The following is a 15526-nucleotide window of genomic DNA, read 5'->3' as shown; positions in this document are numbered from 1 at the left end:
ATCGGAAAACAGTAGGCACCTGTATGAAGGAATGATGAATGTAAAAGAAAAAAACAGCGGGAATGATTATCTTCCCGCCGTCCTTTGTAAATTATTATTTCGTTAATGCAGCAATGCTCTCCTCTATCGATTTGATCTTGCTTTCAGCATCGGCTTGTTTCTTACGTTCCATATCGATTACCTTGGCCGGGGCTTTGCTTACAAAGCTTTCGTTGCTCAGTTTCTTTGTAACGGAGACAAGGAAGCCTTGCTGATATTTCAGTTCTTCACGCAATTTAGCCAACTCTTCTTCCACATTGATCATACTACCCAGAGGAACAGCATATTCCGTGGTACGAACCAGGAAGGATACGGCGCCGGCAGCCTTATCGTCAGTCCTTGCAATCTCAGACAGGTTACACATCTTAGCGATTACCGGGTTGAAATCATCGTTATGATCGCCTAATACCTGCAAAGTCAATTCTTCCTTATTCGGAATATTTTTCTGCAGACGGATCGTACGGACACCGCTCACAATCTCTTTCACGATCTCGAATGATTCCAGATAAGCAGCATCCACCGGTGTAACTTCAGGCATTAATGCAACCATCAGACTTTCACCTTCCTTACGCGGTTCGAGAGCCTGCCACAGTTCTTCCGTAATGAATGGCATGAACGGATGGAGCAAACGGAGCAACGCGTCGAAGAAACCGAGTGTTGCCTGATAAGTCACCTTATCAATCGGCAGTTGATAGCCCGGCTTAATCATTTCCAGATACCAGGAAGAGAATTCATCCCAGAACAGTTTATAGATAACCATCATCGCTTCGCTCAAACGATATTTGCTAAACAGATCGTCTACCTCAGCAATCGTCTTATCCAACTGCATCTTGAACCATTTAACAGCTGTAGCCGATGCTTCCGGCTGTGCAATCGTATCGTCGACCGTCCAACCCTTAATCAGACGGAAGGCATTCCATATCTTGTTATTGAAGTTACGTCCCTGTTCGCACAAAGCTTCGTCGAAAGGAATATCGTTTCCGGCAGGTGCTGCCATCATCAATCCCATACGAACACCGTCGGCTCCGTACTGTTCGATCAGCAATAACGGGTCGGGGGAGTTTCCTAATGACTTCGACATCTTACGTCCCAGTTTATCACGAACGATACCGGTAAAATAAACATTCTTGAACGGCATATCGCCTCTATATTCGTAACCTGCCATAATCATACGGGCTACCCAGAAGAAAATGATATCCGGGCCTGTTACCAGGTCGCTGGTCGGATAGTAATAGTTGATCTCTTCGTTATCCGGATTATTGATGCCGTCGAACAGAGAGATAGGCCATAACCAGGAAGAGAACCAGGTATCCAGACAGTCGTCGTCCTGACGAAGATCGGCCATTGTCAGTGCCGGATTCTTGTGTTTCGCCAGTTCCAATGCCTTTTCTGGTGTTTCGGCTACCACATAACCACCTTCCGGCAGATAATAAGCCGGGATACGATGTCCCCACCATAACTGACGGCTAATACACCAGTCCTTAATATTCTCCATCCAGTGACGGTATGTATTCTTGAACTTAGGAGGATAGAACTTCAGGTCGTCATTCATAACCGGAGTCAAAGCGATCTGTGCCAGGTGTTCCATCTTCAGGAACCATTGCATAGACAACTTCGGTTCGATAGGCACATTGGTACGTTCCGAGTAACCTACCTTATTTTCGTATGCTTCTACCTTTTCCAACAGGCCGGCAGCTTCCAGGTCTTTTTCGATCTGTGTACGAACATCGAAACGATCCATACCGATATACAAACCGGCAGCTTCGCTCAATGTTCCGTTATCGTTGAAGATATCGATGGAAGGCAAGTTATATTTCTCGCCCAGCATATAGTCGTTTACATCATGGGCCGGAGTCACTTTCAGGCAACCTGTACCGAAATCGATATCTACATAATCGTCCTCGATAACCGGGATTACACGATTTACCAGCGGAACGATCACCTTCTTACCTTTCAGGTGCTGGTTCTTCGGGTCGTTCGGATTGATACACATGGCAGTATCCCCCATGATCGTTTCCGGACGGGTAGTTGCGACAACTGCGTAACCGTCTTCCCCTTCGATTTTATAACGGAGATAAAACAGTTTACTATGTTCTTCTTTATAAATTACTTCTTCATCGGAAAGAGCAGTCAGGGCCTTCGGGTCCCAGTTTACCATACGCACGCCACGATAGATCAGCCCTTTGTCGAACAGATCGACAAAAACTTTCAATACGCTTTCCGAACGTTTTTCGTCCATCGTAAAAGCCGTACGGTCCCAATCGCAGGATGCACCCAGTTTACGCAACTGTTTCAGGATGATGCCTCCGTGTTCTTCTTTCCATTCCCAGGCATGTTTAAGGAACTCGTCGCGGGTCAGGTCTGTTTTCTTGATTCCCTGTTGTGCCAGTCTGTTCACCACCTTTGCTTCGGTAGCGATAGAGGCATGGTCGGTACCCGGTACCCAGCAAGCGTTCTTACCCAGCATACGGGCACGACGGATCAGGATATCCTGAATGGTATTGTTAAGCATGTGTCCCATGTGAAGTACGCCGGTGACGTTAGGGGGCGGAATAACGATTGTGTACGGCTCACGACCGTCTGGTTTCGACTTGAAGAAGCCGTTATCCAACCAATACTGATACCACTTTCCCTCTACTTCGGCGGGGTTGTACTTACTTGCAATTTCCATATTGTTTTATTCTAATTATATCCTTATTTAACATGGGCCAGCTGTACCCGTTATTTTGATGTGCAAAGGTACAAAAAATATTATCATATAGCATGTTCCGCCTATAAATTCAGGATACATCAATCATTGATACCTACACCGAACTGTGTTTGCTGTTTTTCCACTTCTTTCACTTTCAACTGATTTAATTCTTTACGCAAACGCTCGTTCTCCCTTTCCAGATCACTTTTACTTACGGAAAGATTAACAACAGAGCCAGACTGTCCGGATAAAGACAACTCCTTCTGTGAAAAGATTTCTTTTTGTTCATTCGGAACACTTTCAAACTCCAGCACACCTTCCAATGGACGTGACTGCCCAGGATTTTGCATGGAAGCTATTACTTTTATCTTCCCAGATGTAGTTATCGACTGTACTAATATCGGAGCTGTCCCCCAAATAACTTCACATGGGCTATTACCTGTTGAATCGTCACCCAACAATCGGCCTTCTCCCTCTATTTCAAACCGGATAACAGAATTATTCAAACGTTTCACCGTACCGCGCTTATCCACAATCTCGGCTATTACGGTTACAACATCAGAACCATCAGCTTTCAAAGGAACCTTCTCATTGTCAAGACGGAGAGAAATATGGTCGGCCTGACCGGAAGGATAACGCTTATGGCTTACTACAACTTGACCATCAATCAATCCCTCGGCCAGCAGATAAGCATCCTTTTGCTTTCCGGCGCGTGCCATAGCCTTCCATTCCATAAAATGAAAGACATTTTCAAATGTTATAATAGGCGAAGGCATACCTTTATGAGAAGGGTCTTTCTTATAAGTATATTCTTTTCCTTCTTTAAAAACCGTCAGGCGGACTTCATCGCAATTGGAATATACCGTCACATCTTCCGGTGAAAAAGGAGTAAGTTCATGCGCAATGTAAATCATAGGTCCGTTATCAGCTATCAGATCACTCTTTTTCGGAGAACGCTGAGCCATGAACATATAATAAGATGTTTTCGGTTGACGGAAAGCATCCATCATCCCACCGTAGAAAGGATCGGCATGATAACCGCGCTGATGATCGAACGAATGCCAGAAACATGCTCCGACAATCTGGCTCGGTTTATTACAAATCGTTTCATAACATAAAATCGGAAATTCTTTCAAATAAGAAGGTTTCGCATAATGTTCTGCCTGAAGCAACATTGGAATTTCTCCCCAGCTACGTGCCACACGGCTATCCGAATTCTGAGCATTCCAATCGTCTACATTATCTCCCCATTCACGGATAAAATAAGTTTTATCCGTACGCAATTTAGACTCAATAGGACGCAACAACAAAGAATAATAATGATCTCCTGCCGCACCATGGTCACATGCAGCTATACTGTATGGATAAGGGTATTCTTCTTCACAAATATCTAACGCTTTCCTAGCAAACTCATCCGGATAGTGTGTTTCATTTAAGATGGGCTCCCAGAAAAATAAAGAAGCATGATTACGATGAATGCGGATCATATTCCGTATATCCGAATAAACACGTTCTCCAAAAATCGGTTCCTTATTCCAGAACTGCCAACCAGGAACTTCTACCAACGCAAACAATCCCAATTCATCGCAGGCATCCATAAAAGCAGGATCTATCACATAATGTGTACGGATAACCTTCATACCAGCATCACGCAGTTTTTTAGCATCTCTCCATTGCATGGAATTAGGCAAAGCATTTCCAAGAACAGCAAAATCCTGATGACGATTCGTCCCCATCAATTTACCGTCATAACGCTTACCGTTAATCCATAGACCATCAGTCTGCTTAAACTCAATACTCCGGATTCCAACTCGCTGCCGGTATCCATCTATAACCGTTCCTCGATCATCTTTAACCTTCACATCCAAATGATATAAATTAGGACTATCCGGACTCCACAACAAAGGTGTTTTAACTTTCATAGAAGTGATAGCATAAGAAGCTTTCCCTTTTCCAACCGAAACCTTTTTTAAAGCTTGCTGAACAACTTTTCCCTCCTTATTTTTCAACTCGAAAGAGATCGAAACCCGTTCATTCTTTTTTGAATTATTACGAATATGCGCCTTCAGGTTTACAACAGCACTCTTTTCCGATACATCCGCATACGAAATAAACAGTCCTCCTCCTGCTACCTCATTTTCATAATTCGCATTGGTTATAAACACATCATTATGCGCAATCAGCCAACAATCACGGTAAATACCTCCGAAATAAGTAAAGTCCAGCATATTTTGAGCTTTGCCGACAGGATAAAGCGGATCATCGCCATTATCGGCTTTTACAGCTATCACATTTTCTTCTCCCCATTTCAGAACATTTGTTACATCCACTATTACGGGTAAGTATCCCCCATAATATTCTTTCAGTAATTTACCATTTACATAAACTTCACTTTTACCCATGATTGCTTCAAAATGAATAAACAATTGTTTCCCTTTCAAGCGTTCATCCGGAGTAAAACGTTTACGATACCAGGCAATACCCTGATAATTGGCACAGCCACTTGCCTCTGACGGCAAATACTCCAAACCATGAGGAACAGAAACAACCTGCCAATCCGAATCATTGTAATCAATCGAATAAGGTTTCCCCTCTACATCACCTTTCATAAAACGCCAGGCCAGATTCATCGAATAGACTTCACGACCAGTATTGGGGAGTTCGTAAAAACCAGCAGTAGAAAACTTCGGCATATCCAGTGCTGACAACTGGACTGTAACCAGTAAAAACAGTATAATAAATATATTTCTTGTCATTGATTTTTGCATTTTATTGATATTAAATTTTTTATTATTGACCTCCACTAAAATCATTAACTTTTAGTAAACGAGATTTTCCCTTTTCCAAATAAACTTCCATACGTTTCCCGTTATAAACAATGAATACCTTTCCGGTTTTCATCTTTGAATAAAGACTAGCACTCTTCAGTTTACCTTCTTTCCATTCCATAGATATCTCATAACCGCCTCTTGCACACAAACCTTTTACAGAACCATTCTTCCATGCCTCCGGTAAAGCCGGTAACAAGCAAATGACGTTATTATGGCTTTGTAACAACATTTCAGCCATTCCTGCGGTCAAGCCAAACCCTGCTTCAATCTGATAAGGACGACCAAGTGTAAATAAATTATCAGCCAAGCAGTCTTTCTGTAATTTCAAAAATGATCCATACGCAAAATCTGCATCCTTGAAACGGGCACCGACACATGTCAGCCAAGATAAGTTCCAAGCAACATGCCCTTTGGTATGTTTAATGCGATAATCCAAAGACTTACGGGCTGCATTAAATAGTGTTGGAGTATCTTCCGTTATCTGGTTTCCCGGAAACAGACCATACAGATGTGAGATATGCCGGTGTCCCGGATCCGCCTCCTTATATTCCCGGTTCCATTCCATCAAACGCCCGTCGTGGCCTATTTGATCTTTTTTCAACGCAAGCAACTGTTTCCGGACTTTCCGGGTCACAGTATCTTCTTCCTGCAAAAGTTCCGATGCTTTCAGGTAATTGGTAAACAAATCCCGAATCACCTGATGGTCATGCGCAGTCCCTGCACAAATAGCCAACCTATACCCTTCCTCCGTTTCATAAGTATTTTCCGGTGAGATGGAAGGCATGGAAACATAATCACCAGAAGGATCAAGCGTCAACCAGTCCGTATAAAAAAGAGCCACACGCGACAGGATGGGATAAATTCGCTGTAAATACGAGATATCTTGCGTAAAAGCATATTGTTCCCATAGATTCTGGCACAACCAGCCCGCAGAACCTAAATGTAACCCCCAACCAACACCTTCACCCGGAGAAGTAAATCCCCAGACATTTACGACAGGATGCACACACCAACCTTTTGAATGGTAAAGTTCCATAGCCGTTTTTTGTCCACTGGCCTGCAATGACTCCATGAATGAAACATACGGTTCAAACATTTCCGGCAAATTCGTCACTTGTGACAGCCAATAATTCATCTGCAAGTTGATATCCATATGATAATCACCATTCCAGGCCGAATTGATCTTGTTACACCAAACGCCCTGCAAATTAGCAGGCAACGTGTTCTCGCGCGAAGAGGCAATCAGCAGATAACGTCCATATTGAAAAAGCAATTGTTGCAAATATAAATCCTCTCCTCCTCCACGTACTTTTTCAGCTCTGACATTCGTCGGAATCGTATCGACATAATCTGCAGGGACAAGAGATAGATCCACGCGTTCATAAAAAGTGGAATGATCCTGTATATGTGTTTGCAATAAATCCGCATACTGCTGTTTCATAGCATTCTGCAAAACGCCTCGTGTATCTTCTTTGAAATCTGCATCGATATAGTCCGGGGCTCCAACATAATCAGTGGTTGACGTTAGATAAAGGCAAACCTCGTCTGCATTCGTAATAGTCATCAAACTGTCTGTTACTTTTTTCTCACCACCCTTGGTAGTAGCATCCAAACGCACCCAATACTTCATTCCTTCACCTCCGCAACCATTATCCATAGAACCAAACATCAACAATTGTCCTTGGTCTTCTATCAGCTCATATCGTTCTGGTCTGTCCATTCGAACGGAAAAATTCAATTTGCCTTTTTCCTTAGACTTAATTTTGTAAACAAGTACCCGATCAGGATAACTGGCAAAACAAGTTCGTTCTATCCGGTTTCCATCTATAGAATAAGAAACATTAACCACTCCCGTTTCTAAATTCAAAGATTTCCGATAATCTTTATACTCATTATCTATATCATGAAAATCAATATACAAATCCCCTAAAGTTTGATAACAGCCAAACGGTTTATTTGCAGCATACGCGCGATTGGTCCCAGCACCTTTACAAACCAATCCCTTTGCTGCCAATTTCTGAGCATCTCGATTATGCCCCTGCAACAATAAAGATCTGACTTCCGACAAACAATCATAAAAACCCTCCGGATTGGCCTCTTGCGGAGAGCCGGACCAAAGATTCTTATCATTTAGCTGCAAACGCTCTGTTTCAAACCCTCCAAAGACCATAGCCCCCATATATCCATTACCCACAGGCAAAGCTTCCAGCCAAGGTTCATCGTCCGGCCAAACGTAAGGATTATCTTTTTCCACCCCATCGGCAGGAGTTGCATACCAAAGTTCCAACGATGACTTTTTCTTGAAAGGGCTATCGGCAGAATTACAACTACATAAGTAAACTCCACAAAATAAAATTACCCAATATACATATTTCATTTTCTATCTTAAATTAAATCCTCAAACAAACATTATTAGCAGTTCCTGGTTTATCTCCGGCCTGTTCCCCTGCTTTTATCCATCACCTGGACGATTTCACCTGCTACCATCAGCATCTCAATCGTCCCATCCAGTTCAGAAACTACGGTAAACTTTCTTGCTTTTCCAGTCAAATCAACCACTTGAAGGTTTGCAACCGACATGCCTGTCTGCAACCGGCAAATCCCCCCTTTTTCACTCTCCACCTGTATAAGCGTATTCCGCCCCGCTTTCCGTGTCGCGCTTATCAAAAAAGCACCGTTAGCACGCAGATTGACAAACGAAGCATCGTTCCAGGAAGAAGGGACTCCGAAAAACACCCTAATCTTATCACCCCAATCCTGCATATAAAACTCATGCAACGTAGAAACGGCAGCCATTGGCGTTTCCATACACGGTCCATTTTCAGGATACAAAGTATTCGGCCCAAGTAAATGCTGGAAAAACAAGAGCATCTGTTCCAAAGCTCCGTTTCCATCCCCTTTACTCAACAGCATGGAAGCCTTTCCAGTACGAGAAAAACCCCGATTACCTTTCCAACGAACCAGGCTCAACTCCATCTTGGCACAATCTGCCGGATTCTCCCAATCCAACATGTGATAAGGATAAATCATAAACAAATGTGAATAATGCCTATGCGAAGTATTCATAAATTCATACTTGTCGCTCACTTTGAAACCGGTCTCCGGGCTATAGGGATAATCGACCAAGTTTTCTAAAAAATCTTTCCATCGGGGCAACATCGGATCATTGATTCGGTAAGTCGTATCAATATCGATCAGTGTCTGTAACCCCCAACGCAAGTTAGCCAAATCGTAATTGGCATTCGGCCCAATGTTGGTCTGTATATATTCAGGAGAAGAAGTAGGAGGCAAACCATATTTACCATTATGGGAAACACGTATGTGGAAAAATAAATTGACCGCCGATTTCAAAAGAGGGAATACTCTTTCCGTCAATTGCTGCGTGTCCCCATAGGCCATGCAATATTGCCAATAATAGAAAAGTGTCCACGTAAGATTGCCTACCTCATATTCGTTCTTATCGACTGTTTCGGCCGGATCCAACGGAGCGTGGAAGTCGTAGGTTGCCGTACGTGGCAGGCAAGCGGCATCATACCAGTTTTCTTGCCCCGGGATATCTGTCACATTACGCCTCAAATTATCACGATTCCTCCAAAGAGCATCCCACAAAGGTTGAGCAAGGCATCCCAAGTTTGCTTTGGTCTGCCAAGAATAGGTCAACTGAATGTTCAGATTCATCCAAATCGCCGGCCAAGGAGTATCCCACGAGGGCCATACACCTTGCAAATCCACAACCGGCTTTCCCGGACGGGCAGTAGAAGCGAATTTATAATATTGGGTCCAATAAAAATTTTCAATCATGGTATCTGGAAAAGATAAAAATGCCGCCTGCTTATAGAAAGCATTCCACCAATCCCTATGGCTGTTTTCCAAGCGGCTTGCCTCCTGCATCGCCCCCTCATTGATAATAAATTTGGCAGAAGCGACAGCCGCTGCCTCGTCTTTCTCTTGGGAAACCGTAGCCAAAATACGGCGTTTGTTTCCTTTCTTTATCTCTTTCCATCCCACTACATACACCTGGGGAACAGTCCGGAACGTTGTGTCTGTCACCAGCTTTTGCACTAACAGATGTACATCCCCGTCCACTTTTTTTTGGGGCAAAGGATTCGCCAAACCGTCCTTGTTCAAATATTCCGCAGGGACATTACCTGAAAGACGACAACGTGGACTGATAGCTTGCTGGGGTACAAAGTCCCACACATAATCCACTTCTGTGCCCGCCGCTTCCGTTTCAAATACAATATAGTCTTTTTCTGCATGAACAAACGTTTTGAACAGCACCTTCCCCTTATCCGTCGTAAAAGTTCCTTCTGTCATAGCATTGTAAAGAGAGAGGTGCATCTGCTCGTCCTTCACATTTCCACGGAGTTGCAATGTAAAATATCCAATGGGAAGACGACCCGAATTAAACAAGTTATAAGGCTTCCTGACCTCCGTCACATCGCTCCGCCCCACATTCAACCGGTAAACATTCTCCTTCAACTTATATAGATTAGTACCTATCAACCCGTTCCCCATAAGTGCTCCCGCATAATATCCGGTCCGGAGCTTGCCATCATAAGCAGGTTCGACCGGATCGGCAGTCAATTCATTCCAATGCATATCATGTCGGGACAAGAAACGTTCCCAATCAATTTGCTTTGTCGTCAATTTATCCAAAACGTTTGCCTCACCGTCATTGGCACTCACCATCCTACCATCCAACAAACATCCTGTTAAAAATAGAGCGAACCAAAAAGTTTTCCAACACAAAATCTTCATTTCCATCCAATAGTTATAATACACATTCATTTATACTTACCCCCTGATAACAAAACCTGTTACCCCGGTAAAATATTCTGCTATTTTCCGATAATAACATAAGCTACATGCCAATAAAGGAGGGGACACCTTTCAACATGTCCCCATCCAAAATGATTACCAAAAAGAAGATTAATCCCATCCCTCATTTTGCACTAAGTTCGGATTATTGTCCATTGCCTCCTGCGGAACGGGGAAAAGATACATCTTGTCCTCCCAAAAACGCTCTTCTATGTATTTATGATCCATATCTTCACTGATTGCTTTCATTCGAGCGCCATACACTTTGCCTTTCTTCACCTGATCACCGATGTGCCAACGGATAATATCAAAATAACGCAAACCTTCAAAAGCAGTTTCTATTCTCCGTTCATGACGTAGTTTTTCTCTCAAAACTGACTGTGAAGCCACTTCGATACTCGGCATATTGACACGACTGCGGATCTGGTTGAGTAGAGAAACCGCCTCCGGAAGATTACGGTCCAATTCGATCAATGCTTCGGCACGCATCAACAAAACATCGCTATAGCGCAGTATGGTCATATTCTTATCGGCCAATGTACGGTCAGCAAATTCACCACGCATATCGACCCATTTCTGACACATATATCCGGTCATATGTACCTCCTTTTGCAGGTAATCGGCACTGTTCGGGTCATCCACGCCATAACGGGCGCGAACAGCCCCATCCACGACCCATTCTTTGAACGGCCATACGATCGTTGCATCTAGGCGGGGATCACGAAAATCATATTCTCCACGGTGCGTATTCGTTTCCATATTAAGGCGTTTCTGATGGTACTCACAACCCAACGCTTCACACTCGGAAACAAAGTGTCCATTCAAACATTCATATTCATCAACCAATTCATTCAAAACCAACACATGCGACCAACCGGAATAGACACCGGAGGCATACGAAAGGTTGCGATTCAGTTCATGCACAACCAAAGGAGAACTGTACTGGCGTTCGAAAATAACCTCTTTATTCGTGCCATCGGATTGTGGACGAAACAAGCCGTCGTAGTCTGCATACAGTTCATAGTCACCGGATTTGATAACCTTGTCCGTATACTCCAATACCTTTTCATAATTCTTTTCATATAAATAAACACGAGAAAGATAGGCATTCACCACCTGTTCGTTCACACGTCCGCTCTCATTGACTTCAATCGCATTGATGTTCGGTAGGACATAGTTTTCCAATTCATCCAGGACAAAGGCCAACACCTCTCCACGGGGCTGACGAGAAACCTCGCGCGATTCCGACACCGTTAATGTTTTTTTAATCAATGGGATATCCCCAAAAAAGAATGACATGTTATAATAAATAAATGCTCGGATGAAACGAACCTCTGCAGTATAACGCAAATATTCCGACTCTGTAAGATTGCCCTTTGCCTTTTCCAAACCTTCCAACACATAATTGAGCTTGGCAATGGAACCATATTTCCATTCATCCTTTACAGCAGCACTCTGGGTCGTGTACGTCCCATTACCCATTTGTTTGTATTTCCCTTCACGGTGGGTCGCATTGTCGCTGAGGCAGTCCCGCAAAGCGACCTCACTGGGACCATAAATATGTTGATACGTCCCTTTCACCATCATTTCCGATTGGTTCTTGTCGCTCCACCATTGGTCTTCCGAAATCTGGTCCAACGGAGGAGTTGTCAAAAAGCTGTCACACGAAACCAAGCTCAGCGAACAAGCAATCACATATATATATTTCTTTACTGTTTTCATCTTTCCTTACTTTTTAAAATTGAACATTCAAACCAAACGAATAAGTACGGGCAAACGGATAAGCAAATCCATTTGCAGCCTCCGGATCCATACCCGGCACGAAATCAGAAATCGTGAACAGGTTATTAGCCGTGAAATAGACACGTACACGACTGAAACCGGTAGAAGATAGCACCTTCCGCGGAATGGTATAGCCCAACGTCAGATTCTTCATACGTAAGTAGCCAGCATTGATCATCCAAAAATCAGAAGTTTCATAGTTATGCGAAGCATCTTCCTTATTCAGGATACGCGGATACTTGGCATCCGTATTCTGTGGCGACCAATAATCCAACATGTGTTCAAAAACTGAAGCATTATGCAGTGGGCGGACAAAAGTATCCATTACAATCCGGTCTTTCTGACCGATCCCCTGGAAGAACATTCCAAAATCGAAGTTCTTATAATCGAACGACAAATTCAAACCATACAAAAAATGCGGAGTCGGATCACCTAAGACGACACGGTCGTTCGCGTCAATTTTGTTATCGTTGTTTTGATCCTTGTAGCGGATATCACCGGCTTCCGTATTCGAGTTCTGGAAAGGGTCATCCGCCACTTCTTTATCCGACTGGAACAAGCCCATCGATTCATATCCGTAGATGGAGTTGAACGGCAGGCCAACTTCCGTATAGGTATCCGAACCTTTCCACGGGCCTGTATCTCCCAAGTCGACTACTTCACTTCGGTTGTCAGACAAGTTGGCAGAGATGCTATATCCGAAATCATTCACCCGGTCGCTCCAACCCAATGACAATTCCCAACCTTTATTTCGAACCTGACCGATATTCACATTCGGCTTGCCGAAACCATACTCTAACGGAACCGGCATTGCCAACAAAATATCCCGCGTGTTCTTGACATAATATTCACTCGTAAAATTCAAACGATTGTTCAGCAACCGGGCATCCATACCAATATTGAACATATCCGAATGTTCCCATGTCAACTCCGTGTTCCCGATCGTCTTTAGATCTGCAATCTGCTGATAGCTATTGTTCAGGATCAAACCACCTGTCGAAACCAGCGTATAGCTCGGATACAAACCCAATCCGTTCGCATTACCAGTCTGCCCCCAAGAGGCACGGATTTTCAAATCATCCAAAAAATCACGCGTACCTTCCATGAAAGATTCTTGCGAAAGACGCCAAGCAGCAGCAATAGAGGGGAACGTCGACCAACGATTTCCCGCTGCAAAACGAGATGAGGCATCCGAACGCATACTCAGCGACAAGATATATTTGTTGTCATAATCATAATTGATACGACCAATAAAAGAAGCCAATGCCCAATGCTCTCCATTACCATCATTGCTCCAGTTATCTTTCGGACCGGGGTTCAGTTCCCAGATAATATCCGTCGGATAACCGGAACGTGAGCCTTTCAACCAGTCGCTGTCTTCGCTTTCCTGCTGGTAACCGACCAGGATATCGAGATTATGAATGCCGAAACTCTTTTTATAGTTCAACAATGCCTGCAAATTATAATAATTGTTCTGGTCACGGCGATCAGAGAAGTTATTTTGATATTGTTCAAAGATTTCCTGTGTAAAATAATTCTTGAAAACTAACTTACGGCTTTGCGACTCCTCGCCCTTGAAGGTATATTTCACATTGGCGATTCCCGTGAACGTTAACCCTTCGATGATCTCATAGTTCAACTTGAAAAGTCCGGATGCTTCGTGCCGATTTGTAAACTTCTGCCCACCTTCATACAACGAAGCCAGCGGATTGGTAAAGAAACCGGCATTGTAGCCATAAGTTCCATCCGTATAATAAGCAACCATTGTCGGATCTGACTGAATAATCTGCTTATAAATATCCCCTTGATTGTTCAACGCTTCCATATCCCGCAATTGATAACGCATATCAAAAGAAAGATCTAATTTCTTGCTGATTTGGATATCCGTACTCGAACGAACGTTGAATACGTTCTGTTGCGTCATCGGAAATATGCCGGTTTGATGGTCGACTCCTGCACTCACTAGATATTTCACTTTTTCCGTACCGCCGGAAGCCTCGATACCATGACGGGTCATCACGCTATTCTGGATGGCCAAATCCAACCAATCCGTATTCGGATATCGGTTCGGATCTCCTCCCTTCTCATAATTAGCTATCTGTTCAACCGTATAAACCGATCCTTGATCCATGTTATCCGCAGCCTCATTCATAATGCGGGCATATTGAGCCGAGCTGACTGTTTTGGGCATGTGCATTGGTGTGTTCACTCCCACGGAACCATTATAGCGAAACGTCGGTTTGCCTTCTTTTCCTCGTTTCGTTGTGATCAACAAGACACCATTAGCAGCACGCGACCCGTAGATCGCAGACGAAGCGGCATCCTTCAAAACGTTGATGCTCTCGATATCTTCCGGATTCAAGAAGTTAAAATCGGCAGGAACACCGTCTACCAACACCAACGGTGCTGTAGAATTATCGGCTTTCAATACAGAAGATCCACGCAATTGGAGAGAAGGAGCTTCACCTGGAGCACCTTTGCCTGTTACCATCAAACCCGGCACGTGCCCTTGCAGGGCTTCACCCACAGTCTGTACCGGACGGTTCTGTAACGTTTCCGACTTGACCGTTGTAACAGCCGTTGCAATATTTCCTTTACGCTGCGTACCATAACCGACAACCACCACTTCGTCCAAACTCTGCAAATCTTCTTTCAACACAATTACCCAGTTTTTCTGTTTTTTCACCGGAATCAACTGTTCTGCATACCCTATATAAGAAACAACTAAAACCACATCATCCGAAGGTACTTCCAAAGAGAATCGACCATCCATATCCGTAACTGTGCCAATAGTCGTACCTTTCACTACAACATTTGCTCCAATAACAGCTAACCCAGTCTCATCGGTAATCGTACCTTGAATTACCGTCCCTGACTGTTGAACTACAGTATTAACAGAAGTTCTTTCTTTATCCCGTTTTGTTAATACAATATAATCATCTTCAAAAACATAGGAAATACCAGATTTCTCAAAAATATCATTCAGGCAGTCAAGAACCGCATTCTCTCCCTTTTTCAATGAAACCGTTCTATTGGCATCGATCTCTCCTTTGTTATAAACAAACATATAACTGGTTTCTTGCTCCACCTGTTTGATAAAAGCTTCAACTGTCATACGAGTGTTTGTAATATTCACTTTTGCAGTCTGTGAACTTACATTAGATGCATAAGATGTGAAAATGCAGACAAACAAGAATAATGTAGAAATTCTCATAATATTAAAAAACTTCTTAAAGTGTTTTCTTTGACATAATAAGACTGACAAAGTATATTTTTCCATACCTTTGTAAAATTAAATGTTTAATACTTTCTTTGACTAAGAGTGTTAGATATTCCGGCAGGCTGGTGTTCGTGCACCAGC

The 15526-nt window shown here is 43.4% G+C and carries 6 protein-coding genes; all 6 read right to left on the bottom strand.

Features of this window, described 5'->3' with window-relative positions; genetic code table 11:
• Positions 1 to 94: 94 nt before the first annotated feature.
• The 6 genes from QZ076_RS08555 to QZ076_RS08530 all read right to left on the bottom strand — a co-directional run bounded on the left by QZ076_RS08555 (position 95) and on the right by QZ076_RS08530 (position 15280).
• A complete protein-coding gene (locus QZ076_RS08555) occupies positions 95 to 2710 on the bottom strand; it encodes a valine--tRNA ligase (RefSeq protein ID WP_293712466.1) in 2616 nt (871 codons plus the stop codon).
• A gap of 119 nt (positions 2711 to 2829) precedes the next feature.
• Positions 2830 to 5487 (bottom strand): sugar-binding domain-containing protein, encoded by a 2658-nt coding sequence (locus tag QZ076_RS08550; protein WP_293712463.1) that lies wholly within the window; start codon positions 5485 to 5487, stop codon positions 2830 to 2832.
• A 34-nt stretch (positions 5488 to 5521) separates the two neighbouring features.
• A complete protein-coding gene (locus QZ076_RS08545) occupies positions 5522 to 7939 on the bottom strand; it encodes a glycoside hydrolase family 95 protein (RefSeq protein ID WP_293712460.1) in 2418 nt (805 codons plus the stop codon).
• Between the two features lie 50 nt (positions 7940 to 7989).
• On the bottom strand, positions 7990 to 10266 hold the full coding sequence (locus QZ076_RS08540) for a hypothetical protein (protein WP_293712458.1): 2277 nt from the start codon (positions 10264 to 10266) through the stop codon (positions 7990 to 7992).
• A 228-nt stretch (positions 10267 to 10494) separates the two neighbouring features.
• Positions 10495 to 12105, bottom strand: a complete 1611-nt coding sequence (locus tag QZ076_RS08535; RefSeq protein ID WP_293712455.1) for a RagB/SusD family nutrient uptake outer membrane protein — start codon at positions 12103 to 12105, stop codon at positions 10495 to 10497.
• 13 nt (positions 12106 to 12118) lie between these two features.
• Positions 12119 to 15280 (bottom strand): TonB-dependent receptor, encoded by a 3162-nt coding sequence (locus QZ076_RS08530; protein ID WP_293712453.1) that lies wholly within the window; start codon positions 15278 to 15280, stop codon positions 12119 to 12121.
• Between the last annotated feature and the right edge of the window lie 246 nt (positions 15281 to 15526).

It is taken from the genome of uncultured Parabacteroides sp. (genome assembly GCF_905196875.1).
Lineage (GTDB): Bacteria > Bacteroidota > Bacteroidia > Bacteroidales > Tannerellaceae > Parabacteroides.
This window is presented reverse-complemented; position numbering and strand designations above follow the sequence as displayed.

Excerpts from the sequence above, each read along its gene's own strand:
- QZ076_RS08530 (WP_293712453.1), bottom strand. The coding sequence starts at position 15,280 with ATGACAGTTGAAGCTTTTATCAAACAGGTGGAGCAAGAAACCAGTTAT.
- QZ076_RS08550 (WP_293712463.1), bottom strand. The coding sequence starts at position 5,487 with ATGACAAGAAATATATTTATTATACTGTTTTTACTGGTTACAGTCCAG.
- QZ076_RS08535 (WP_293712455.1), bottom strand. The coding sequence starts at position 12,105 with ATGAAAACAGTAAAGAAATATATATATGTGATTGCTTGTTCGCTGAGC.
- QZ076_RS08545 (WP_293712460.1), bottom strand. The coding sequence starts at position 7,939 with ATGAAATATGTATATTGGGTAATTTTATTTTGTGGAGTTTACTTATGT.
- QZ076_RS08555 (WP_293712466.1), bottom strand. The coding sequence starts at position 2,710 with ATGGAAATTGCAAGTAAGTACAACCCCGCCGAAGTAGAGGGAAAGTGG.